A 24,600-nucleotide genomic window follows, 5' to 3' on the forward strand; every position below is an offset into this window, starting at 1 on the left:
CCCCGGCCGTTCGTTGTACGGTTCTGATGTCCCTGCCACACGGATGGCGGGGCCATCGATCCCGGCCCGGCGGGTGAACCGGTTACACACATGTATGTGGGGACGCTGTCCTTCGACCTCCTCCTCGGCGACGTACGGTCGCTGAAGGAGAAGCGCTCCGTCGTCCGTCCGATCGTCGCCGAGCTCCAGCGGAAGTACGCGGTGAGCGCGGCCGAGGTGGACCACCTGGACCTTCATCGGCGGGCCGGTATCGGCCTCGCCGTGGTGTCCGGCGACACGGGGCACCTGACCGATGTGCTGGACCGGTGCGAGCGGATGGTCGCCGGCCGCCCGGAGGTGGAGCTGCTGTCGGTGAGACGGCGCCTCCACGGCGACGACGACTAGATTCTCTGAACGTGGAACAGGAAGAACGGGAGACGACCAGTGGCCGACAACGCGCGGGCTAAGAGGCTGGCGGACCTCATCCGAGAGGTGGTGGCCAAGAAGCTGCAGCGCGGGATCAAGGACCCGCGGCTCGGCTCGCACGTCACCATCACGGACACCCGGGTCACGGGTGACCTGCGGGAGGCGACCGTCTTCTACACGGTGTACGGCGACGACGAGGAGCGGGCGGCCGCGGCCGCCGGACTGGAGAGCGCCAAGGGCGTCCTGCGCTCCGCGGTCGGCGCGGCGGCGGGCGTGAAGTTCACCCCGACGCTGACCTTCGTGGCGGACGCGCTGCCGGACACCGCCAAGACCATCGAGGACCTCCTCAACCGGGCGCGCCAGTCCGACGAGAAGGTGCGCGAGGTCTCGGCCGGCGCGACGTACGCCGGTGACGCGGACCCGTACAAGAAGCCGGGCGAAGACGAGGACGACGCCGCCGAATGACCCAGAGGAACCAGACGCCCGACGGCCTTGTCATCGTCGACAAGCCGTCGGGCTTCACTTCGCACGACGTCGTCGCCAAGATGCGCGGCATCGCCCGGACCCGCCGCGTCGGCCACGCCGGCACCCTCGACCCCATGGCCACGGGCGTCCTCGTCCTCGGCGTGGAGAGAGCGACCAAGCTGCTCGGACATCTCGCGCTCACCGAGAAGGAGTACCTGGGCACGATCCGCCTGGGACAGACGACCCTGACCGACGACGCCGAGGGCGAGATCACGAGGTCGGCCGACGCCTCGAAGGTCACCCGGGAGGCCGTCGACGCCGGGATCGCCGCGCTGTCCGGCCACATCATGCAGGTGCCGTCCAAGGTCAGCGCCATCAAGATCGACGGGGTCCGCTCCTACAAGCGGGCGCGCGAGGGCGAGGACTTCGACATCCCCGCCCGGCCGGTCACGGTCTCGTCCTTCGCGGTGTACGACGTCCGGGACGCCGTCGCCGAGGACGGCACGCCCGTGCTCGACCTGGTGGTGTCGGTGGTCTGCTCGTCCGGCACGTACATCCGGGCCCTGGCCCGCGACCTCGGCGCCGGCCTGGGCGTCGGCGGCCACCTCACGGCGCTGCGCCGGACGCGTGTGGGCCCGTACAAGCTGGACTCCGCGAAGACGCTCGACCAGCTCCAGGAGGAGCTGACCGTGATGCCGATCGCCGAGGCCGCCACCGCCGCCTTCCCGCGCTGGGACGTGGACGCCAGGCGCGCCAAGCTGCTGACCAACGGCGTACGGCTCGACATGCCCGAGGAGTACGCGGGCAGGGGCGCCGTGGCCGTGTTCGACCCCGAGGGGGTCTTCCTCGCGCTCGTCGAGGAGCACAAGGGCAAGGCGAAGAGCCTGGCCGTGTTCGGCTGAGGTGGGCCCGGGGGCGATGGCGGGCCGGTTTCGCGATACGGCTCGCGCGGTGCCGCCCGTGGAGCGGCGATCACGGGGTCGTCGCTGCCGCCGCTCCACGGTCCCCCTCGGTTCCCCCACCTCTAGGGTGTATCCAGCCGCCCCCCTCCATTCACCCGGCCGGGCAGGCGCTCGGAGTGAAGCGGGGGAGCGGAAGGGGGCGCGTTCGCCACGCGATCTGTCCGGCTGATCATCTCGCGCCTACCGTCGAAGACAGGGCCTGGGCACGTGCGTGCGGAAGAGGCCCGCGCGGACGGCGGGGAGGTACCGACCATGGCGGAAAGGGGCCCGCGGCCCGGGGAGGCCCACGACCCCGTACGGCCGGGGCAAGGGCAAGGGCAAGGGCAAGGACAGGGGCAGGAGCAGGGGCCGGGGCTGGTGTCCGGGCGCGACGAAGCCCTCGTGCGCGTCCATGACCTGGCCGGCCGCCCCCGGGGCATCGGCTTCGTGGCCGACCACCACGGCACGGTCGTCACCAGCCACGAGAGCGTCGACGGCCTGACCCGGCTGGTGCTGCACGCCGCCGGAGAGCGCAGCTGCGTCGTGACCGCCGACGCGGTGACCCCGCTGCCCGCACTGGACCTGGCCCTCGTACGCACCGAGGGCCTCGGTGTGGACCCTCTCCCCGTCACCGTGCGGGACCGGGTCGAGTCCGGCACGTACGTGCGGGTGCCGGCCGGCTGCTGGCGTGAGGCGCGGGTGCTCGGCACGGCCGGTGTGACGTACGCGGCCACGGACCGCTTTCATCTCCTGGACGACGTACTGGAGTTGGCGATCGGCACGGCGGGACGGGACGCGCTGCGGCTGGGCGGCGGGGCCGCCGGGGGACCCGTGCTCGACGCCGCGACCGGCGCCGTGGTCGGCGTCCTCGGGACATCCCTGCGGAGCGACCACCGAGACGCCGGCTTCGCGGTACCGCTGCGCCCGGCACCCGACGGCCCCCTCGCCGAGCTCCTCGCCGAGAACGCGGCGACGGTTCCGGCCTACGCCGCCGACCTCAACCTGGCAGGCGTACTGGAACTGACGGCCACCTCGGTGGGGCAGGACGGGCCGCCCGGAGTGCTGGCGGGGGAGGGTGGGCCGGGGGGCCTGAGGGGGGCGTGCACGTTCGGCCTGGGGTGGTCCGACGTGGGCGAGCCGGGCGCGGCCGTGCCCGGAGCAGCCGTGCCGGAAGCAGCCGTGCCGGAAGCAGCCGTGCCGGGCGCGGATGCGCCTGGAGGTGTGGTGGAGCCGGGGGACGTCGAGCCGGTCGAACGGGTCGGCGTGGTGGCGGAGTTCGCCGCGTTCGTGCGGGGGCCGGCCGTCGTCCTCGGCCTCGTCGGGGATCCGGGGAGCGGCCGTACGACGGAACTCGCGGCCCTCGCCGCCCGGCGCCACCGCAGTGCGGAACCGGCCCCCACGCTGTGGCTGCGCGGCGCCGACCTGGAGGACGGGGACGTCTGCGTCGCGGACGCGGCACGCCGGGCGCTGGCGCGGGCCGCACGGATCGTGGCGGCATCGCGGTCCGTCCTGCCCGCCGACCTCGGCGACCTCGGCCCTGACCGTCTCGCCCGTGTCTCCCGCGGCGCCGGCCGCCCGCTCCTGCTCCTCCTCGACGGCCCCGAGGAGATGCCGCCGGTGCCGGCCCACCGGCTCTCCGAGTGGACCGCCGGCACGGCGACGTGGCTGCGCGAGGCCGGGGCGCGGCTGGTGGTGGCGTGCCGTGAGGAGTACTGGGAGACGGCGGGGGCCGGTTTCCCGGCAGAGACGCTGCACCGGGGGACCCCACCGCTCAGCGCCGGTCCGCGTCCTCCGGCCCGGCCCGCGCGCGAGGACGAAACCGTCGACGCGGCCAGCGGGGACGTGCGCTCGGGAGCCCCCAGGGACGGACACGGAGCGGGCGACGAGGGCGGGAACCCCGGACGGATCCCTCCCCACGTGCACCTGGAAGACCTCAGCCAGGACGAGGCCCGCTGGGCCCGCGCGCGCTACGGCATCCCCGAACACGCCCTCGCGGACCAGGACGCCCGCCACCCCCTGACCCTCCGGCTCCTCTGCGAGGTCCGCGCCGCCCTTCCCGACGCCCCTGGCTTCGACCAGGCCACCCACGTCCGCATCGACCGGAACGACGTCTTCTCGGCGTACCTCGACCTGATGTGCCTGCGCATCGCCGTCCGGCTGGCCGCCGAGCACGGCCTGCGCGGCTCCGCCGTACGCCGTCTCGCCGCGAAGGTCTCCGGCCAGGTCCACGAGGCCGCCCGCCGCAGCCTCGGCCCCGGCCAGGGCGAACTGGACCGGAAGTCGTTCGAGGCGGTGTTCCCCTGGGGGCCGGCTCCCGCGCGGCTCGGCGGCGGCACCGGCTGGGCGTCCGCCGTCCTCACCGAGGGCCTCCTCGTCCCCGCCGGCACCGGCTACCGCTTCGCCCACGAGGAACTCGCCGACTGGATCCAGGGCACGCACCTCGACCTGGACGAGGCCCTGCGCGCCCTGGTCCACCGCCGCCGCACCCTTCCCCGTGGAGCCGATCCGCAGGGAACCGGCCAGCACGGAACCGATCCGCGGGGAACCGATCCGCAGGCAACCGACCTGTACGGCGCTGATCCGCGCGGCGCCGATCCGCAGGGCGCCCCTCCACTGCCCGTCCCGCATCACCGCATCGGCCCCGTCGTGCAGGCCCTGCTGCTCCTCGCCCGCCAGCAGGGCACCCCTCAACTGGCGCTGCGCCTGGAGGAGATGGTCTACGCGCTCGACGCCGACCCGCACTCCTGGTGGGCCGCCCGCCTCCTCGCCGAGACCCTCCGGCGCGTCCCCGACGCGACCCCGTACACGGCCGTCCTGCACCTGCTCACCGACCGGCTCGTGACCTGGCGCCGGCGGGGCCGACCGCTCCCCACGGGGCTCGGACCCGGCTTCTGGGCCGCCCTGCCGCTCCCGCGGGACGCCCGCCTCGACCTCCTGCGCCGTCTGGTCTTCGCCGACGGCCCCCCGCACGAGGCCGGTCCGCGGTTCCTCGACGCCGTCGCCCGGCTGCTCACCGCCGACCCCACCGCCGTACAGGCGCACCTCACCCGCTGGTTCGACGACGAACGGCCGCTGCCCGCCACCCCGGACGCGACCGTCGCGACGGCCGCGCAGGCGCTGCTGCACACCCACCGGCACCAGGCCCTGGACGACCTCACGGAAGTACTCGTCGGCTGCGCGCACCGCCGGGCCGACGAACTGCTCGCCGTCCTGGCGGAGGACGAACCCTCCGCGCTCTGCCGGGCCGTCGACCGCTGGGCGCACGACGAGCGGCCCGCACGGCGGGTCGCGGCGGTGGCGTACGGGCTGCGCGCCGCCCCGCACGTGCGCACCGAGGCCGACCGTGAACTGCTGCGCTACGCCGCCCTCGCCCTGCTCGCCCGCCCCGACGACTGCACCCTGCACGGCGGCGCCCTCGCCCTGCTGGTCCGCGACCCGTGCACCCGGGCCCGCCATCTCCCGCAGGCACTCGGGCACTTCGTGGCCGGCGACCCGCAGCTCCCGCCCGACGCGCTGGTCCCCGCCCTCGCCACCCACCCCGAGCCGGTCCTCGACGCCTTCCGCGCGCGGCTGCGCCGCCCGGACGCCGGAGAGGCGCTGCGCACCCTCGCCGACGTCACCACGCCCGCCCTGGCGCGCCGGGTCGCCGTCCTCGTCCGCGAGGCGGTGGAGCGTCGCCCCGAGACGTCGCGGGACGTGGCCGCGTACGTCGACCGCCGCCTGGACCACGGGCCCACCGCCCGGCCGGTCCTCCTGCCGTTGGTCACGGGTCTGCTGGACGGCGGCCCCGAGCAGGTGCGGGCGGCGCTCGCGGCTGTCCTCGCCGCCTCCGGCACGCCCCACTCCCGCCCCCTGCGCCAGGAACTCCTCGAATTCCTCCTCACCCGCGAACACGACCCGTCCGTACTGGCCGCCGTGCTGCACACCGCCGCCGCGCGCCGCGACGACCTCCTCGTGACCCGGGGTCTGGTCCACCGCACCGGCCTCCTCCTCGTCCGCACCCCGGACGGCGCGACCCGGTTCGACCGCGATCTCGTCGACCTGGGACGCCACGTTCCCGGCTTCGCCGCGCTGGTGGCCGGCTGGCTGACCGAGACCCCCGGGGAGTGGGCCGCGGTGGTGGGTCCCAGCGCCCGCCGGATGATCGAGAACCTGGCGGGCGTACGCGTCCCCGCCTGAGCCCGCGACGGATACGTGCGCCCCGTCACAGGCCCCATGCCGATGCGGGCCGTGGGCACGCGGCATGGCACCCTTAGACCTGCGTAAGAGGTAGCGGGACGACACGGGTTCGACGACACGGTCGACGACACGGGCTCGACGAGGATGCGACGAGGAGCGGTCACAGTGCAGCGCTGGCGTGGCTTGGAGGACATCCCCCAGGACTGGGGGCGCAGCGTCGTCACCATCGGTTCCTACGACGGGGTCCACCGGGGGCACCAGCTGATCATCCGGCATGCCGTGGAACGCGCCCGCGAGCTGGGCGTTCCCGCGGTGGTCGTCACCTTCGACCCGCACCCCAGCGAGGTCGTCCGCCCCGGCAGCCACCCGCCGCTGCTGGCCCCGCACCACCGCCGCGCCGAACTCATGGCCGGCCTGGGCGTGGACGCGGTCCTGATCCTGCCCTTCACCACCGAGTTCTCGAAGCTGTCGCCGGCCGACTTCGTCGTCAAGGTGCTCGTCGACAAACTGCACGCCAAGGCCGTCGTCGAGGGCCCCAACTTCCGCTTCGGCCACAAGGCCGCGGGGAACGTGGAGTTCCTCGTCGAGCAGGGCGAGGTCTACGACTTCGAGGTCGAGGTCGTCGACCTGTACGTCCGGGGCGAGGCGGGCGGCGGCGAGCCCTTCTCCTCGACCCTGACCCGGCGCCTGGTCGCCGAGGGCGACGTCGAGGGCGCCGCCGAGATCCTGGGCCGCCCGCACCGGGTGGAGGGCGTGGTCGTCCGCGGGGCCCAGCGCGGCCGGGAGATGGGTTTCCCGACGGCGAACGTCGAGACCCTCCCGCACACCGCGATCCCCGCCGACGGCGTCTACGCCGGCTGGCTGCACGTGCAGGACGAGGCGATGCCGGCCGCCATCTCCGTCGGCACCAACCCGCAGTTCGACGGCACCGAGCGCACGGTGGAGGCGTACGCCATCGACCGCGTCGGCCTCGACCTGTACGGCCTGCACGTCGCCGTCGACTTCCTCGCCTTCGTGCGCGGGCAGGCGAGGTTCGACACGCTGGACGCGCTGCTGGTGCAGATCGGCGAGGACGTCAAGCGCTGCCGGGAACTGGTCGCGGCGGCCGAGTAGGTTCCCCTCGTCCGATCCCTCTCCGTACGACGCCGAAGGGCGGCCGGTGCCTCGGGGCACCGGCCGCCCTTTCTGTTGCTGCGGAGCTACTGCTGCGGGGCTACTGCTGCGGCGGGGGAGGGGGCGGCGGGATCTGCCCGTCCGGCTGCGGGTAGCCGTAGCCGTAGCCGGCGTACGGCTGGCCGGGCTGGCCGGGCTGAACGGGAGGTACCGGCTGGCCCTGCTGCGGCTGCTGCTGTGGTTGCGCCTGCGGTTGCGAGGGGTAGGGCTGGGGGCCGGCTGCCTGCGGGTACGGCTGGCCGGGCTGGGCGGGCGGCTGGCCCTGCTGACCCGGTTGGGGGTAAGGGTGGGGGGCGTACTGCTGTCCCGGGCCCGGTTGTCCCGGCTGGCCGGGCTGGGGCTGCTGTTGCTGCGGGTACGGACCCGGCTGCCCCGGGTACGGCTGTCCCGGGTACGGCTGTCCCTGCGTCTGGTGACCCGGCATCGGCGGGGCGGCGACCGGAGGCGGGTTGCCGTCGCTCGTCCACAGACCGTGCGCCTGCTGATGCCGTACGAAGTCCTCGGCGACCAGCGCCGCGAGGTTGAAGTACGCCTCCCGGACCTTCGGCCGCATCATGTCGAGGTCGACCTCGGCGCCGGCGGCCAGGTGCTCGTCGAACGGCACCACGATCACACCTCGGCAGCGGGTCTCGAAGTGCGTCACGATGTCCTCGACCTTGATCATCTTGCCGGTCTCGCGGACCCCGGAGATGACCGTGAGGGACCGTGAGACCAGGTCCGCGTACCCGTGTGCGGACAGCCAGTCCAGGGTCGTGCTCGCACTGCTCGCACCGTCCACGGACGGCGTCGAGATGATGATGAGCTGGTCGGCGAGGTCGAGTACACCGCGCATGGCGCTGTACAGCAGACCGGTGCCGGAGTCGGTCAGGATGACCGGGTACTGCTTGCCGAGCACGTCGATCGCGCGCCGGTAGTCCTCGTCGTTGAACGTGGTCGACACCGCCGGGTCGACGTCGTTGGCGATGATCTCCAGCCCCGAGGAGGCCTGGGAGGTGAACCGCCGGATGTCCATGTACGAGTTGAGGTACGGGATCGCCTGGACGAGGTCACGGATGGTGGCCCCGGTCTCCCGGCGCACACGGCGGCCGAGCGTACCGGCGTCCGGGTTGGCGTCGATCGCGAGGATCTTGTCCTGTCGCTCGGTGGCGAGGGTCGAGCCGAGCGCGGTGGTGGTCGTGGTCTTGCCGACACCGCCCTTGAGGCTGATCACGGCGATCCGGTAGCAGGACAGCACCGGCGTGCGGATCAGCTCCAACTTCCGCTGCCGCTCGGCCTCTTCCTTCTTCCCGCCCAGCTTGAACCGGCTGCTGCCGGGGGTCGGACGGCTGCTCTTCGCCTTCTGCTTCTTGCTGTTGAGCAGCCGGTCCGAGGACAGTTCCACGGCCGCGGTGTAACCGAGCGGCGCGGCACCGGGGTTGGTCGGCTGCCGCTGGTCGTGCTGGATGGGCTGCGGCCAGGCAGCACCGGTGCGGGGGTCGACGGGCGGGGCGGCGGGTTGCGGGTGGGGCTGGGCGTGGGGGTGGGAGTAGGGCTGCTGACCGTGGGCGTCGGGTTGCGGTTGTCCGGGGTGGGCCGCGTTCGGCTGACCGGGTTGGCCGGGCTGCGCGGTGTTCGGCTGCGGCTGGCCCTGCTGCTCCTGCTGTCCCGGCTGTCCCGGCTGGCCCTGCTGTACGGGCGGCTGCGGGAAGCCGTATCCGCCCGGCTGGGCGGGGGAGTTCGGCGGCTGGGGTCCGGCCGACGCGGGGTGCGGGAAGCCGTACCCCGGCTGCTGCGGGCCGGCCGGCGACTGGGCCGGGGGCTGCGGGAAGCCGTAGCCGCTCTGGGCGTTCGGCGCCTGCGCGGGGGGCTGGGGGAAGCCGTACCCGCCCTGCGCGTTCGGTGCCGGGGCCGGTGCCGGGGGCTGGGGGAAGCCGTAGCCGCTCTGCGGCGGAGCCGGTGGGGTGGGTTGGGGGGCCGCGGGAGCGGCGGGCGGCGGGAAGCCGTAACCGGCCGGGGCCGGCGGGGCCGGTGGTGTGGGCTGCGCCGCGGGGGCGTGCCAGGCGGCCGGCGCGGGCTGCGGGGCCTGCGGCTGGAACGGCTGCTGAGGCTGCTGGTGCGGCAGCTGCTGCTGGGGCGGCATCGACGGCTGGGCCGGACCGGGCTGCTGAGGGGCCGGGGCGTCCGGCTGGGACTGCCCGGGCCACTGCGCCGCCGTGACCGGCGTGGCCGGCTGGTAGGACGGCGGCAGCGGCGGGACACCGCTCTGCGGCGCCGGCGGGGGAGCCCAGGCGGGCGGGGCGTCCGGTGCGGGGACGGCGCCTGTGGGCACTTCGGTGCTCTGGGGACCGGCGTTGTCCGGGGCGCCCTCCTGCGCGGCACTGACCGGGGCGGGGGCGTCCGGAGCGGGTGCGTTCGGAGTGGGAGCGTTCGGAGTGGGTGCGTTCGGAGTGGGGGCGTCCGCAGACCCGTCGGCCGTGCCGGGTGCGCCTTCGGACGGCTGGGCGCCGCTCGGCGTGGCGTCGGCGCTCTCCGGGTCCTGCGGCGCACTCGCCGTGTGGATGAGGGACGGGGCGTCCCGGTCGGCGCTTCCCTGGTCGCCGCCGGAGGCGGACTCCTCCGCGGCGGCCGTGACGTCGCCCGCCGGATCGGCCGTGCCTTCGGCGTCGGGCTCACCCGCGGCGGGCTCGGAAGCGGCGTCGCCGGCGTCCGGCGTCACCGCACTGTCCGTAGAGGCCGGAGCAACGGGCGTCGGGACCGGAGCAGCGGGCGTCGTGGCCTGCGAGGGCATCGGAACCTGCGCGGGCGTCCCGGCACCGGACTGCGGCTCCTCGGCGGCCGGTTGCGGGGCGGCCGGTTGCGGGGCGGCCGGGTCGATGCCTTCCGGTTCCGGAGTTCCCGCGGCACCGTGAGCACTTCCGGGAGGGGTTCCGGGTGGGGTTCCGGGACCGGTCGAGGGCGTGCCGGAGGTGGTGCCCGACGGCTCATCGGTGTGCTCTCCGCTGGTGTCCTCACCGGCGGAACCCCCCGCGATCTCACGCTTCAACGAGGAGGCCGAGATCCGCATGGTCGCGCCGCTGACGAGGTCGCCGTCCCCGGTCTCCCCCTCGGGCGTCGTGGGCGAGGTCGTCCAGGTCGGCTGGAACCCACCGCCGGGTGGCAGGTCCGGTACGGCCACGGGCGGCCCGACCGGCGGGGGAGGCGTGGCGGGGGCGTTCGCAGGAGCCGGGGGCACCGGAGCCGACGGAGCTGACGGAGTCGACGGAGCTGACGGAGTCGAAGAAGCCGAGGGAGTCCCACCTGACGTGCCCGACGCGTTCTGCGTGTACCAGGCCGGCGGGGCGTAGTCGATCGTGAACTCGCCCGTCATCTCGATGGCGGACTCCGCGTCGGTCTGGTCGTCGTCGGGTGTGTCCCAGCCCCCGCGGATCCCGTCCCGATCGCTGTTCACAGTTCCTCCTGGTGTGGTCGAGCACCCTCATGCCGTGCTGGGGCGACCGTTCCTGTCGTCCGATTCGCCGGGCCGTCCCCCTATGGGCCTCGGGCCCCGCGTCGCAGAGCCCGCATCGCCCGCTCGCGGGTACTCGCGACGTGCTCTGCCCCAGCCTAATCACCAAAACCGCGCGCCCGGCAGGCCCGCCCACCCGACGGGCTTCCGCAAAGGGAGCAAATCCTGCGCACAACTCACAAGTTGGACATGAGGTCCTGGCCTGATGCGTACCGCCGGGGCGGTGCCGACCCATGCCCGACTCGGGACGGGAGACGCCGAAGCGCCCGTACCCGTACCCGTGCCTGTCCCGTGCCGGTGCCTGTCCCGTGCCCGTCTCTGTCCCGTCCCGTTGCCGGCGCCCGTACCGGCGCCCGTACCGGCGCCCGTACCGGCGCCCGTACCGGCGCCCGTACCGGTGGTGTCGGCGGGTGCTCGCCTCAGTCCATCCGGCGGGCCACGCCCAGCAGCCCGGTCTCGGCATCCGTCGCCTGCGTCAGCACGTACTGCCGGTCCCGCTCGGTGCACCACAGGGTGAGACCGTCCTGCAGGGTGGGCAGCGACTCGATCTCGGGACGCGGCAGCGCTATCACGCGCCCGATCTCCGCCGCCTCGTCCGGGGACACCCGCTGCACGCCGACCAGACGCGCCTGGCGCATCAACCGCGGGGCGACCGGGCTGAGATACGGAAGGAGCGTCAGCACGGACTGCCAGGGCGCCGACACCACGCGCCCGCGCGGAGGCCGCATACCGCAGTCCCGCACCACCAGCACGGGCGTACCGGCCGACGCGCCCTGCGGAGGCACCCGGCCGACGTCGTACACGGCCAGGCCGTTCTGCCCGCCGCCCATGGCGTGCACCATCGGCATCCAGGCCTGCGCCCGGCCCGTCTCCACGGCCACCCGCGCTCCCGTCGCCGCCGCGCGCAGCGCCAGCACCTGCGCCGTCCACAGACCGCCGATGAGGAGAATGTCGTACGGCGTAGGGCGGTTGACCCCGAGCACGGCGGGCTGGCCCTCGGCGTTCACGCCCGCCACCACGCCGTCGTCCCCTATGGGCAGGGAGAGCGCGCCGATCTGCTCCACGGGCAGCGTGTGCCGCGGATGCCGCGGGCCCACCAGGCCGAACCCGGTGCGCAGCCGCTCCCGGAGACCGGTGGCCGGTCCGCCGTCGGACGAGGACGGCGGCGTCGATGTCGGCATGGCCATCAGCGGGCACCTCCGAGCGGCAAGGTGGCGAGAACGCCGGGGAGTTGTTCACGGTCCAGCCGCGCGAGCCCGGTCCGCGCCTGCCGTGCCGCACGCTCCAGCTCGCGACGGGCGTCGGTGAGCTCCTGGTTGCTGCGGCCGGTGATCCGGAGGTGACCGGTGACGGCCACGTCCTGCCGGTCGCCCCGGGCCAGGGTCAGACTGAACGTCGTCGCCAGCGCGGGGACCGCCGTCAGCTGCGCCACCAACTGCGCCAGCGACGTGCCGGACTCGCCCAACTGGGGCCAGCGCCGCACCCAGTACGTGGTGTGCCGGCGGTTGTCACAGCGCCAGCTGCGGCTGGCCTCCTCGGTCCGCCGCTGCGGGACCTCGCTCCGCCCGGTCTGCGCGGCCTGCGCGGTCACCATCGGGTTGGCGCACGCGGAGGTGGCGATCGCGGCCGTCAGCTCCTCCTCCGTGAGGATGTTCGCCACGAACCCGGCACCGGTCAGCCGACTGGACAGATGCTCCGCCGACCGCACCAGGCATTTCTGCGCGCCCACCAGCCCGCCGCCGCGCGCGGCCACCGCCTCCGGGCACAGCTCCGGGTCGAGCTTCAGCGCGATCCACGTGATGCGCACCGCGGGGGAGCCGGTCTGGGCCTGCAACGGCGCGTAGTTGCTCACCACGACGGACTGCTGAGGCAGATGCAGCGCGGGCGCCGGCTGGGTGTGCACCACGATCTGCGCCGACTCCAGGAGGATCCCGTCGACGTCGAGGGCGTCCTGCACGAGGCCGACGGGCAGCGGACGGCGACTGCGCTCCGCGCGCAGCGCACCGGCGTCCGACTCCACCTGGAGCACCGCGGTGAGGAAGCCCCCGTCGCCCACCATGCCCACCGGCCGCCGCTGGTCGCGGTCGTCACCCCGGCTGTAGCTGTACGTCCTGAGGTTCGGGTCGCACTCCACGGCGGGCGCGAGACCGGAGTCGGTGTCCTGCGGCAGCGGGGTGTTCGCGGCCTTGCGGGTGCGGGCTCGCAGCGCCAGCAGGGTGCCCAGCCATTCGGGCAGGGAGCGCCCACGGCGTCGTACGAGAGCGAGCACCACGAGGACCGTGGCGACCACGCCCGCCACCACGAGCGCGACCGTGCCGACGAGCCAGCCGACCACGACGATCGCGGCGGCCAGCTCCAGCATCACCAGGCGTTGCACCGCGAAAGAACCCCCGCGCTCCGAGCGCGACTTCAGATGGGGTGCGACGGAGCCGCGGTGCGGCGCCGAGGCGGCGGGCGTCGCGCCCGGTCGCGCCGCCGGCGGCTGGGGGGAGGACGAGCCGCGGGGACCCGACCGGCCCGCGCGGCCCGAGCGCGCCCCCGATTGCGATCGCGACCGGGCCCGCGTTGCGGAAGCCATCACTCCAAAACCCCCGAACTCTCCCGAAAACCCTTGCGCTCCGGCCCCTTGAAGGCCTGAACACCCTACCCGTGCCACCAGCACGGTCACGCAACAGGCATAGTAGGGGGCGGCTCTGACAGTCCAGGCAGCAGAGGCGTCGGAGGCCACCGAGGACGGGGGACGGATCTTCACAGGTCCCCCACGGCTCCGCACGGGGAGAGAGCGGACACAGATGGCATCACGGCGGGACGAACTCAACGCCTACACCTTCGCGAAGCGCCGTACGCTCGCATCCTTCCTCCAGCCCTCTCCGACGGGCTCCGAGGAAGGCGCGCCCAAGCCGCTGCGTGCGCTCATGCCGGGCGTCATCGTCGGCGTGGTGATCCTCGCGGTGTTCGGCGGCATCGGCATGTTCAGCCCGACGGCACCCAAGGGCTGGAACACACCCGAAGAGCACGTCATCGTCGCGAGCAAGTCGACCACCCGGTACGTGGTGCTGAAGACGGGCGACCAGACGCAGCTGCACCCGGTGCTCAACATGGCCTCGGCCAAGCTGCTCCTGGACCCGAGCAAGGCCGACGTCATCACCGTCGACGAGAAGGTCCTGGACAGCGGCAAGCCGCCGCACGGGGCCACGATCGGCATCCCCTACGCCCCCGACCGCCTGCCCTCCGCCGACGAGGCCGAGGCCGCCAAGCGCTGGGCGGTCTGCGAGCGTCCCGGTGAGGGCGGCCGCGCGATCCAGAAGGCCGCGTTCGTCCTCGCGAAGAAGGAGTTCGCCAAGACGGAGGGCCGCAACAAGCTCTCCGGCGGCGACCTGATGTACGTCGTCGGCCCGGACGAGAAGACCCCGTACGTGGTCGACGCCCAGGGCACCGCGTACCCCCTGGCCGACCCCGCCGACACCGAGCTGCTCAAGGCACTCGACACCCAGGGCCGGGCCCCGCAGCGGGTGTCGCAGGAATGGCTCGCGACCCTCCACAAGGGCAACGCGATCTCCATCCCGGAGATCGACGGCACCCCGGGCGCGCGGGCGAACGTCTCCGGCCTCCCCGCGCAGTACGACAAGGTCGGCGAGGTCATCAGGGCCGCCAACGGCTCGCGGATGCAGTACTACGTGGTGCTGGAGGGCCGCGTGGCCGAGATCTCCGAGTTCGTCGCCACCCTGCTGCTCAACAGCGGTGACCTCGTCCCCGTCGGCCAGGCCGGTGAGGCGCAGCAGGTGAGCCCCGGCGCGGTCGTCGAGAGCACGCCGTTCGAGAAGACGGCGGCCAAGACCTGGCCGGCGTTCCGGCCGAAGATGGTCAACGACGGCAGCAGCGCCACCTCCGGCCGCAACACCGTCTGCAACGTCCTGCTCTCGGTCGGCACGACGGGCCGGGCGGAAGGGACGACGACGCTGTCCACCTGGGTGGGCACCGACTTCCCCGCCGAGCTGCCCACCGGCTCCTCCAGCGCGTACGTCACGGCCGGCTCCGGCCAGCTCTACCGCCAGTTCCAGGGCACGGAGACCGGGGCCGGCGGCGTCTTCCTGGTCACCGACACGGGCCTGCGCTACGCCCTGCAGTCCAACAGCGACAGCGCCACCGACGACGAGGGCATCGGCACCTCCGCCAAGCAGCGCGAGGAAGAGCTGCAGGAGGCCAAGATCGCCCAGACCCGGCTCGGCTACGAGAAGGTGGCCCCCGCGCCCGTCCCCGTCGACTGGTCGACGTTCCTGCCGACGGGCCCGCGCCTGTCGGAGTCGGCGGCACGGCAGCCGCAGGGCTCGTAGACGCCGGGTGGAGGAGTACGAAGCCATGCTGAAGGCGCTGAACGCGGAGGTGTCGGGGATGTCGTGGACGACGCGGCTCCGGGCCCGGGGAACGGTGAGGACGGCCGCCGCCCTCGCCGCCACGACGGCCGTCATGGCCACCACCACGGTCCTGGCCCTGCCCGCGACCCCGGCCGTGGCGGACGACCAGTGCACGTTCCCGTCGAAGAACTACACGGGCCGGCCCTGGGCCCTGCAACGCGTCAACCTCGACGAGCTGTGGGCGCAGTCCACGGGCAAGAACGTCCAGGTGGCCGTGATCGACACCGGGGTGGACACGAAGAACCCGCAGCTCACGCGGGCGGTCGACGCCTCCAGGGGAAAGAACCTCCTCCCGGAGAAGAACTCCGAGGGCGAGAAGATCGACCGCGGCAACAGCCAGGGCACCACCGACACGGTCGGCCACGGCACCCGCGTGGCCGGCATCATCGCGGCCCGCCCGCTGGAGGGCACCGGCTTCGTCGGCCTGGCACCGGACGCCACGATCATCCCGATCAAGCAGAACGACGCCGAGGGCAACGGCACCGCCGCCACCCTCGCGACGGCGATCCGTGCCGCGGTCGCCGCGGGCGCCGACGTCATCAACATCTCCCAGGACACGGCCAACGCGGTGAGACCCGCTCAGGCCCTGGAGGACGCCGTCGACTACGCCCTCGGCCAGGACGTCGTGGTCGTCGCCTCCGCGGGCAACGACGGCCTGGGCGGCAACGTCAAGATCACCTACCCGGCGTCGTACGAGGGCGTCCTCGCGGTGGCGGCCTCCGACCGCAACAACGAACGCGCCTCGTTCTCGCAGTCGGGAGAATTCGTGGGAGTGGCGGCCCCGGGTGTCGACATGATCTCCACAGTCCCCGGCGGCGGCCACTGCTCCGACAACGGTACGAGCTTCTCGGCGCCGTACGTCGCGGGTGTGGCCGCACTCCTGAAGTCCAAGTACCCCGAGTGGTCGGCCCAGGAGATCGTCGCCCAGATCGAACAGACGGCGGAACGCTCCATTCCCGGCCACGACCGCCTGGTCGGCTGGGGCGTCATCGACCCCGTCAAGGCCCTGACGGACGTGGACCCGAAGCACCCCGTCCAGTCACCCGCACCGGAGAACGGCGTGACCAAGGGCGAGGCCCCGTCGATCACCCCCCTCCACTTCGGCGAAACAGCAGACGAACGCAACACCCGCCTGGCCACCTACGTGGTGGTCGGCGGCCTCGTCCTGGTAGCGGGCCTGAGCGGCACAGCGGTAGCGATACGGGACGCGCGACGGAGGCGGGGCGGGGGGCTGGAGAACGGGCTGCGGATGCGCTGAGCGGAGCCTGCAACGTCGCCCGCAGGCTTCTGTGAGTAGGCTTTCCTGAGCGTCCGCCGGGTCCCCGACGGACGGGCGAGCGGCCCGTCCTCGTGATGCTGTGCAGCGGGCGCACTGTCACCGGCAGGCGCTGGATTGTTCAACCTCGTCGGTGTAGCTGGTGATCAGTTTCTTCATGGCCGCTGCGTCTTTTTTCTTCGAGCCGGTAGCTTGAATGGCTGTGTAGAGGATCTGGTCGTTACGCTCACTGCTACGACAGTCTTTTGTCTTTCCGAACGCCTTGTCTCCCGAGTACGCGAAACGACCGTCGTCTGTCTGGTGGTCCAGCTTTTCCAGGGTGAGGCCTTTAGCGAACTCCAGAACCGTCATGTCGTTCCACCACTCCTGAGCGCTGTAAACGATCGGCTTTCCGTCAACTGACAGAGAACAGTGTGTGGCCGTGGGGGACCTGGTCGTGGTTCTTGACGCGACTTTCTTCCCGGCGGGGAGGAATTTGGCGAGTTCCCCAGCGTCGACGGAGATTCCACACAGAGACTGAGGGATTGAGTACTCGCGTTTCTGTTGCTCTTCGGAGCAACCCGCGAGCGACAAGACGAGGACAGACACTGCGATGGCGGCTCGTGCCTGATTGAGGTGGCGGGGGATCAGGTTCGCATACATGGATTTCTCGCAGTCGATTCGATGTCAGGAAGCGGATGTGCTGCCGGGAGCTTGGCCGTCCAAAATGGCGCGGGCGTTGATATAGCCTTGACGAGACCCTTCTCGCGCCCACGTTCCGATGTCGTCCGAGTTCGCGAGACGGTAGTCATCAGCTGCAGTCTGCGCCCCTAGAGCGACGTACTCGTTATTCGTCATCAAGCCGGCCTGCCAGCGGCTTCCCATACTGTCGGTGACGTCCTCAAGGGCATGCCCCTCGGCGTCTTTGAAGACACGCTCCAGGACCACGCTGGTAACCGCACCTGCTGTGCCGCCGGCAATCGCACCGACCCAGGGGGTCGCGACGAACGACGTTCCGACGCCCACAGCGGTTCCGACTCCGCCCGAGATCATGTTCTTCCGTTGCGAGACGCTGTAGTCGTAGGCGTCGTCCTTCTCACCAGCCGGCTTGCCGATCTCCTCCATTCGTCCAAGGCCGAGAACACCCGATACCTCACCGGACCGCTGCGAGATATGCCTGACCGTGGTCTCCTGGTCCTGTGAGAAACGCTGTTCGGCCGGAAGATCGGGGTCAAGGTGATACGCCATGAGCTTGGACGTGTATGCCTGTTGCCCGACTTCGACGGCAGCGTACCCCGCTGGATTCTGTCCGATGGAAAACAGGAACTTGCTCACGTCTCGGTGCTGCACCTCGGAATCTGTTCCAGCGATCGGGAACAGCTTCTCGATCTGACCCCAGTCCTCCGAATCCCTGCTCACGTCACTTGAGGCTCGGTTGATGTCTGGGAGATACTCGGAAGCGATCTGCCCCATGCTGTCCGACATGTAGTCACGCCCGGTCAACCGCTCCGGATCGTCCCCGACCGAGGAAACGATGGCGTTGAAAAGTTTCGCCTGACCCTTATCGTGTGCCGGGGTATCGAGTGTGGGCAGTTCCCCTGCGGGATGCCCGGTCGTCGCCGCCTCCAGAGCCGATGCGAGGTTGTTTCGACCGTCGTTGCTCTCGTCGCCGGTGTAGTCGTTCTTGATCGCATGGGGCCAGTGGCGCTCTTCAAACAGGTAAGTGAAGTTGGACACTGCGTGCTTGTGTTCCTCGTCCTTCGGGATGAAGTCACCGTTGAAGAAGTCGGTGGCGGCCTCGGGGCTGTTGGAGAGTCCCTTCAGATAACCGCTCAACGGATCCCACCCTGTGTCACCGCCCATCCGGTTGAGGTAGGGGTCAAATCCCAACTGCTGCCAGGCAGTGTGCTGTCCGTCGTGTGTGAATCTTCGCTCCGTCGCCATCAAACGCTTGCCGTACTCGGTCATGAAGGAGTCTTCGTAATCTCCTGCGCGTATGAGGTTACTCATGACCTGGAATCCAAGAACATTTCCTCTGTGGCCGACCGGCTGGTCACCAAGCTCAATGACATCGCGCTTCCACTGTGCCATCGATGCTGTGTCGCTCTGGCTCGCCACAGCCAGCGCCAGGCTCAGATTCTTCTGCAATTCACCCAGTTGTTCACGGCGTTCGTGAGTGAGCTCGGGTGTGACCTGTGGATCCGCGACACCGGACCAGAATTCCAGCGTATTCTTCGGTCCAAGAGCAGTGGCGAAGCGTTCCGCGAAAAGCGGATCGTCGTGGTATCTCTCCAGTCCGGCATTCAGGCGGTCGAACTCTTTCACTGTCAGATGTTGGGGGTCCTTCTTCGCGAGTCTGGCCAGGTCGTCGGCTGCCTCCAAGGCTGCTGCCGCCGTGTCCCGATCCTTGTAGTTGGCGTCGGAAAACCCCATCTCAGACTGGTCGGCGATGGCTTTCAGCACGGACTGAGCTGTGGTATCACTCTGAGTTGCTTTCCGTAGAATCTCCTCCACCTCGTCACGCAAAGCTGTGGTGTCGTTCTGGTCGTGTTCGGAGACGGTGGTGCCCTTGGCGGCCCGATCCGGATGGACGTTCATGGTGACGGTGAATGTCCCATTGCCAGTGTCCACCACAGTCAAGTTATTCTTCAGGCCACGCTCGATGGCTGTCTTTAGGTTCTCGTGATACTGCTTGAGCTCTCCGACTGTGTCACTGAGAATGCCGTGAATGGTCTTCGCTTGCGTGTGGGCGTCAGTCACTTCACCGGCGGTCTTACCAATAAATTCCTTGGTGACCTGCGCATTGACGCCGGCCCAGTTGGCTTTGTTGGCGGCTTGATGCAGTCCCTCTTCGGCTTGCTTCTGGAGGTCCTCAAGGTTCCTGACCAGTGTCGACCAGTCCGTGACGGCCTCGTCGATCAAGGAGAAGTTGGCGAAGCGCAGGGCGTCCAGATCCACAGATGGTGGTCCTTACTTGGGATCGATATTTTGGAGAGAGGGTAGAGTGCTCGTTCCTGCACCGTCATCCACCGGGTTTCTCCCCCTTGTCCTGCGTGCCGTAGTGATTTTTTGCGCCCGGTTCCCCAACCCGTTCGTCAAAGTCGGCGTCTAGTGCGTCGATGCTGCTCACCTGTCGATGAATGTAGTGCTCGTCACCAGCGTGAACCTTCTTGGTGGTTTGCATATGATTTGTAATATGAGCGCAGGCGTCCATGAGGGACTTCAGCTGCTCCTCCCAACGGTCTGACACGTGTTTCAGTCCGCTGCCGAGCGCGAAGCCCTGCTTCGACAGGTTGCTCGCTGCCGAGTCGCTGCTGGAGATGCTGACGCGAGCCCTGTCCCACAGCTGGTTGTACAGTTCGTGCGCGTTCTTGCCGATTTTCACCAGATCGCTATGGCCGACTCGGAGGTCCCCGGTTTGGCTCGGCATCGCGTAAGGCCCGCCCGTGCCGCCTTCGTCAGGCACGCCGTTCAACTGCATGCTCGTCGGCTCGTGCTTGCCCTTGAGCTCTTCCCACTCTTCCCAGGCCATGGGCGGACCCCTTCTCCCTGTACTCGGCTTCTGCCGTTGCGTCGAGAGACGCCCCGTTCACGGTCATGTCGCAGCCGATCAAGTTAGCAACCGGGACCATGGGTGCGTGTACGAGCGCTTCTTCAGACCTCCAACTGGTGCGGAGGGCGCGACTGAGTTGACCCGCGTCGTCGAGTTGCGTTGACGAGGTGTCCTCGTCCTGCTGCATGGAGCGTCAGAAGGTGACCGCCCGAAAGGGGTGGTACTTGCAGCCATGCCAACACGGTGCGTCTCTTGACCGGGTGTGAGACCGGACCTCGTCTCCGCTCCAGTCATCGATGGGGTGATGTCATCCGTTGGCTCGCACCGGAGTTGCTGCTGGGCTGCATCGACCACCTGTGGAAGTTCGATGAAGATCGCAAACAGGGCGATGTCGTGGAACGTGGTAGCGCCGATGCTTGAGTAGTGCCACTTGGGTGCGCGGTGCGAGTGTTGCGTGACTTGATCGCAGCAGACCGGCAAGTCGGGCAAAGCGCGTCAACCTGGATGTCTTCGTAACCGACTTACTACACACCTCTGTTGGTCTCGTTGTGCAGGTTGACTACAGTGGTAAAAGCGTTGTCAGACGCGGCTCGCTTTGCGATCGTACGGCGAGTGGTTGGTCGGCCCCGATCCTGTCGGGGTTGATGGATGTACGGGGAAACGGGGAGGAGCGTCGTGCTTCCGGCAGACATGGTGGGGGGCGTGTCGGCTACCAGAGCGGCGAACCTGGAGGCCAGTGATGAGGCGCTGAAGGCGTTCGTGGACCGGGTGGACGCGGTCCTCCGCGACCTTGAGTCATCAGCCGGCGCTCCTGCGAAGGTGGGCGCCCAGACGATCAAGCCCACGTCGCTGAGTTCCGGGCAGAGCGGCGTGTTTCCTGAGGCGACTGGTCTGTACGCGCAGTATCAGAGGGTCCACCACGAGCTCACGTCGCTCTCCAAGAGCCTGCATCTGCAGATCGAGGCGATCGGTATCGCGGTCCAGGGTGCGCGACACGGCTTCAACAACCTCGAAGAGGAGCAGCGTCGGAGGTTCTGGGAGATCCAGACACAGATCACTGAGATCCAGAGGACGAAGGACGGCGAGCAGCGCACCGACAACAACGGCACCCTGGTGATGTGACCATGACCGACAAGCAGCACGACGCGGACTTCGACCGTGTCGAAAGGCAGAACGGCGTCACGGACGTCGTTCGAGGCATCGAGGAACGACCGCCGGGCGGATTCCTCAACCGCATGATTCGATCGGCAGTTGTGGCCACGCCTTACGGGCGGACTGTCGCGGACCGGACGGACTTCGAGAAGAGCGACCTCGACCTCAACGCGCTGGTTGACCTGGTCGAGGAGACGAACCCTGAAGATCTCGAGTCGTCGGGCAAGGCTTTGTGGGACGCCCGCGATGCCATCAAAGCGGCAGCCGACGAACTGTCCGGCCACATCGGCACCGTGCCTTGGGTTGGCGAGTCGGGCGACTCCTTCCGTACGTGGGGCACCGCGCTCGTCGAGAATACGAACTACTTGAGTGAGTTCGCCGGAGCTGCGGGTGACCAGATCACGGCTGCCGCCATGGGCCTTGCTTCCGTGCGTGGTTCCATGCCCTCCCGTGACACGGACCCGAACCGGAAGCGCCCCGAGCAGTTCAGCGAGGCTGAGAAGGCCGCGAACAAAGACGAGTACGCGGCTGCTGTGCGGGTGGAGAAGGACCGTCAAGAGGCGATCAACCAGATGAACCGGTTGGCGTCCTACTACGCGGTGTCTGAAGAGATGCTGTCGGCTCTGCCTGACAAGAAGAAGACGCCGACGTTCGAGGCCATGCCTGACGTGGGAGTTCCTCAGCCCGCGAAGTTGAATTCAACGGACCCTTCAGGGGCTGGTACGGGCTCGCAGGGGAGCGCCACGGGAACGGTCTCTCCCTCGGGTCATCACGCGACGGTGACGGGTGAAGGCGGCAGGAACGTCACGAGTGACACTCCGCCGTCGGTCAGGGATGTCACCGGCAAGATCATGTACCCCGATGACACCGTTGGCACGAACATCGACAGCGTCGGGACGCTGCCCCCGCCCACGACTACTCCGGTGACCGGCCAGAACCCGCCGGTCATGGGCACTCCTGCCCCAGGCGGCGGCCAGACCGGCCTGTTCGACGGCGGCCTGGGAACGCCGCTGCCCAATGCCAGGCAGGGCCGGAGCACAGGCGGTGGTGGCGGCCGTACCCCTGCGTCCGCTCAGGGCCGCGCCGGTATGCCCGGTTTGACGAATTCCGGTTCTGGACGATCTGCGGCGCAGGGACCCATGAACCAGATGGGGCGAGCCACGTCGACCGGTCAGTCGCTGGCCAAGGGCACTGCTTCGGGATCCAAGTCGCTTCCGATGGGCCAAGGGATCAGCGGTGGTACACCCCGGGCCGGCGGCACAGCGGCGCCACGGGCGGGCAGCGGGGGTCCGACCACCGGCGCCGGACGGTCGAACGGAGTTGTCGGAGGACGGCCCGCGACGACCGGCAATACTCCGGGGAAGGGTGGGGCGAGGGCACCCCGCGGCACGGTCGTCGGTGGAGAGGGAGCGGCCAACTCCCGGCCCGTGACTGGTCGCCCCAGTCAGCGTGGCGTCTTCGGTGGACCCGAGTCGACGACGCGGCCCGGTTCGAGCGCGACAACGTCGCGTGCCGGTGCGGGCACGCCCCAGGCTGTCACGGGCAGGCCTTCCGCACGCAATTCGGCTGCGGGTGCCGAGCGAAACGGTATGACGCGTGGTGGCGCGGGTCTCGTACGCGGTTCCGGTCCCGTCGGGAAGCCCGATGAAGAGGAAACTACGCCGGGATCGGCGCGCCCCGACTACCTGGTCGAAGACGAAGAGACGCACCTTCCCAACACACCGCGGCGCGATGTGCCGCCGGTCGTCAACTGAGCGCGAGCGAGGACACGGAACACGATGAGGTCAGGCACCAGCCGCCGAGCCGAGCGGGCTATGTTCCCCAGAACGCGCTGCGGTAGACGAGTGCGTGCTGTCGGCGCCGTCGTCGGCGCCCTGGCGGCTGCGGCTGTCGGGTTCGCCCCCGACGCCGCTGCCTACGACGCACAGTCGAAGCAGTGGTACTTGGAGCCTATGCAGGCCGAAAAGATGTGGAAGGTCAGCAAGGGGGAGGGTGTCAAGGTCGCTGTCATCGACAGCGGTGTGAACGCGAGTACCCCGTCGTTGAAGGGACAAGTCTTGACCGACGAAGTCCCCAAGTCGGTCGCGTACAACGTCACAGACGACTACAGCGGACACGGCACCACCATGGCCGAGCTGATCGCGGGCACGGGAGCAGGAGGCGGCCTGCGAGGCCTCGCGCCAGAAGCGAAGATCGTCCCGTATCGCATTGAGACGGAGGATCTGAAGGGCGGAGCGGAAGAGAAGCAGAAGACGCCCGAGGCCAGAGACGCGATCAGAGCGGCAGCCGACACGGATGTGAAGATCATCAACATGTCGTTCGGGTCGGTGGGGCCAAGTTCCAAGGACAAGGCGGCTATCGAGTACGCCGCTTCGAAGGGCAAGCTGCTGATCGCTTCCGTTGGCAACGAGGGCCGAGACAAGGGCATGATCGCCTATCCAGCCGCGTTCCCCTATGTAATTGGCGTGTCGGCGTCAGACGAATCCGGCAAGGTGTCGGAATTCTCCTCGTCGGGGAACTACGTGGATGTCGCGGCTCCGGGGCAGGACTTCCCAGGGTGGTGCGATGCGGACTTCCGGTCATACTGCGATAGGAACGGCACGAGTTCGGCCACTGCGATCGCCTCGGCCGCTGCAGCTCTGGTCTGGTCCGCACACCCGGACTGGACAGTCAACCAGGTCACCCGTGCCCTGATCGACACGGCCGGCCGTACCTGGGCGAAGGACAAGCCCAACAAATACTCGGGGTACGGGTTCGTCCGTCCTCGCATGGTTCTCAGCGACCCTTCTTACGACGCCGGTCCGGCGGATGTCGACCCGCTGGCCAAGGACAACGGTGGGGATTTGCTGGCAAAGTCCGCCTCGTCCTCGGCCTCCTCGTCGCCTACTCCTGCCACGTCGACCGCGTCACAGGCTCCCGGTAAGGGTTCCACCGGCGGTACTTCGGCCGCGGGATCAAACGCGGAGACCTCCAACGACGGCAACATGCTCTGGATCGCTCTGGGAGCAGCCGGCGCGGTCGTCGTGCTTGGTGGTGTTGGCGCGGCCCTCGTACGGGCCCGTCGCGCCAGGTGACGTTGCCAGCCGTCAACAGCCAATAGCCTGCGTTGTTCGGATAGGGCGCTAGTGCGAGCTTACCGCCGCGGAGTAAGACCTCAGCGGTGAGCCGTATCAATCGGATTAACAACAGACACAGGAAAGGCAGGGCTGATCATGGCCGGCGGAAAGCAGAAGCTTGAAGATGCCGCAGTAGTTCAGCTGCAGAAGCAGATGTACGAGAAGTACGAGGGCATCCGTAAGCGGGTGCACAACCTTCAGGGTGTGATCGACGGCCTGGAGGGTCAGTGGCAGGGAATCGGACGTGCCGCGTTCGACAAGAAGCAGGCCGAGATCAATCAGTCGTTGCAGAACATCGGCACCATTCTCGGTGATGTTATCGAGGCGATGACGTCGACGCGCAACATCAAGGACAGCAAGGAGGACGAGGTCCGGGCGGCGGTCAACAAGATCGACATCCAGGATGGCGCTCCCACCGTGCAGCCGTCTTCCCTCAGCTCCTACTGAGCCGAGCCGGTACAA

17 protein-coding genes and 1 pseudogene are annotated in these 24,600 nt (G+C 69.8%); 11 read left to right on the plus strand and 7 right to left on the minus strand.

Annotated elements, in window-relative coordinates; all coding sequences use genetic code 11:
• Positions 1-90: 90 nt before the first annotated feature.
• The 5 genes from ACWD0J_RS16145 to ACWD0J_RS16165 all read left to right on the plus strand — a co-directional run bounded on the left by ACWD0J_RS16145 (position 91) and on the right by ACWD0J_RS16165 (position 7,103).
• Positions 91-384 carry a DUF503 domain-containing protein gene (locus tag ACWD0J_RS16145; RefSeq protein ID WP_451496434.1) on the plus strand — a complete coding sequence of 98 codons (294 nt, stop codon included), beginning with the start codon at positions 91-93 and terminating at the stop codon, positions 382-384.
• 39 nt (positions 385-423) lie between these two features.
• On the plus strand, positions 424-870 hold the full coding sequence (gene rbfA / locus ACWD0J_RS16150) for a 30S ribosome-binding factor RbfA (protein ID WP_451496435.1): 447 nt from the start codon (positions 424-426) through the stop codon (positions 868-870).
• The gene (gene truB / locus ACWD0J_RS16155; RefSeq protein WP_451496436.1) at positions 867-1,772 is read left to right on the plus strand and encodes a tRNA pseudouridine(55) synthase TruB; all 906 of its coding nucleotides are present in this window, start codon (positions 867-869) and stop codon (positions 1,770-1,772) included. The genes rbfA and truB overlap by 4 nt, the downstream gene beginning before the upstream one ends.
• A 441-nt stretch (positions 1,773-2,213) precedes the next feature.
• Positions 2,214-5,990, plus strand: a complete 3,777-nt coding sequence (locus ACWD0J_RS16160; protein ID WP_451496437.1) for a trypsin-like peptidase domain-containing protein — start codon at positions 2,214-2,216, stop codon at positions 5,988-5,990.
• 165 nt (positions 5,991-6,155) lie between these two features.
• Complete coding sequence (locus ACWD0J_RS16165) at positions 6,156-7,103, plus strand: bifunctional riboflavin kinase/FAD synthetase (protein ID WP_451496438.1); 948 nt, start codon at positions 6,156-6,158, stop codon at positions 7,101-7,103.
• A 100-nt stretch (positions 7,104-7,203) separates the two neighbouring features.
• On the opposite strand, the gene ACWD0J_RS16170 is transcribed toward ACWD0J_RS16165, so the two are convergent.
• The 4 genes and pseudogenes from ACWD0J_RS16170 to eccE all read right to left on the minus strand — a co-directional run bounded on the left by ACWD0J_RS16170 (position 7,204) and on the right by eccE (position 13,225).
• Positions 7,204-9,930 (minus strand): nucleotide-binding protein, encoded by a 2,727-nt coding sequence (locus tag ACWD0J_RS16170; protein WP_451496464.1) that lies wholly within the window; start codon positions 9,928-9,930, stop codon positions 7,204-7,206.
• Positions 9,931-10,509: 579 nt separating this feature from the next.
• Positions 10,510-10,590: pseudogene (locus ACWD0J_RS16175) on the minus strand (SCO5717 family growth-regulating ATPase); the annotation flags it as partial.
• Between the two features lie 476 nt (positions 10,591-11,066).
• The gene (locus tag ACWD0J_RS16180) at positions 11,067-11,834 is read right to left on the minus strand and encodes a hypothetical protein (RefSeq protein ID WP_451496439.1); all 768 of its coding nucleotides are present in this window, start codon (positions 11,832-11,834) and stop codon (positions 11,067-11,069) included.
• Positions 11,834-13,225, minus strand: coding sequence for a type VII secretion protein EccE (eccE, locus tag ACWD0J_RS16185; protein ID WP_451496440.1), 1,392 nt, complete (start codon positions 13,223-13,225; stop codon positions 11,834-11,836). Before eccE ends, ACWD0J_RS16180 begins: the two co-directional genes overlap by 1 nt.
• A 214-nt stretch (positions 13,226-13,439) precedes the next feature.
• Here eccE and eccB point away from each other — a divergent pair, with 214 nt between their 5' ends.
• Together eccB and mycP are read left to right on the plus strand one after the other, a co-directional pair.
• A complete protein-coding gene (gene eccB, locus ACWD0J_RS16190) occupies positions 13,440-14,981 on the plus strand; it encodes a type VII secretion protein EccB (RefSeq protein WP_451496441.1) in 1,542 nt (513 codons plus the stop codon).
• Positions 14,982-15,114: 133 nt separating this feature from the next.
• Positions 15,115-16,320 carry a type VII secretion-associated serine protease mycosin gene (gene mycP, locus ACWD0J_RS16195; protein ID WP_451496465.1) on the plus strand — a complete coding sequence of 402 codons (1,206 nt, stop codon included), beginning with the start codon at positions 15,115-15,117 and terminating at the stop codon, positions 16,318-16,320.
• A 117-nt stretch (positions 16,321-16,437) separates the two neighbouring features.
• On the opposite strand, the gene ACWD0J_RS16200 is transcribed toward mycP, so the two are convergent.
• The 3 genes from ACWD0J_RS16200 to ACWD0J_RS16210 form a co-directional block, all read right to left on the minus strand.
• Positions 16,438-16,689 carry a hypothetical protein gene (locus tag ACWD0J_RS16200; RefSeq protein WP_451496442.1) on the minus strand — a complete coding sequence of 84 codons (252 nt, stop codon included), beginning with the start codon at positions 16,687-16,689 and terminating at the stop codon, positions 16,438-16,440.
• A 315-nt stretch (positions 16,690-17,004) separates the two neighbouring features.
• Positions 17,005-19,275 carry a hypothetical protein gene (locus ACWD0J_RS16205; protein WP_451496443.1) on the minus strand — a complete coding sequence of 757 codons (2,271 nt, stop codon included), beginning with the start codon at positions 19,273-19,275 and terminating at the stop codon, positions 17,005-17,007.
• A gap of 64 nt (positions 19,276-19,339) precedes the next feature.
• A complete protein-coding gene (locus tag ACWD0J_RS16210; RefSeq protein ID WP_451496444.1) occupies positions 19,340-19,849 on the minus strand; it encodes a hypothetical protein in 510 nt (169 codons plus the stop codon).
• A gap of 723 nt (positions 19,850-20,572) precedes the next feature.
• Here ACWD0J_RS16210 and ACWD0J_RS16215 point away from each other — a divergent pair.
• From ACWD0J_RS16215 to ACWD0J_RS16230, 4 genes are all read left to right on the plus strand, one after another.
• Positions 20,573-20,992, plus strand: coding sequence for a hypothetical protein (locus tag ACWD0J_RS16215; RefSeq protein ID WP_451496445.1), 420 nt, complete (start codon positions 20,573-20,575; stop codon positions 20,990-20,992).
• Between the two features lie 2 nt (positions 20,993-20,994).
• Positions 20,995-22,776, plus strand: a complete 1,782-nt coding sequence (locus ACWD0J_RS16220; protein WP_451496446.1) for a hypothetical protein — start codon at positions 20,995-20,997, stop codon at positions 22,774-22,776.
• A 90-nt stretch (positions 22,777-22,866) separates the two neighbouring features.
• Entirely contained in the window at positions 22,867-24,096 is a 1,230-nt protein-coding gene (locus ACWD0J_RS16225) for a S8 family serine peptidase (protein ID WP_451496447.1), read from the plus strand.
• Between the two features lie 138 nt (positions 24,097-24,234).
• Complete coding sequence (locus ACWD0J_RS16230; protein ID WP_451496448.1) at positions 24,235-24,585, plus strand: WXG100 family type VII secretion target; 351 nt, start codon at positions 24,235-24,237, stop codon at positions 24,583-24,585.
• Positions 24,586-24,600 lie beyond the last annotated feature (15 nt).

Source organism: Streptomyces sp. NPDC003011, from assembly GCF_053591515.1.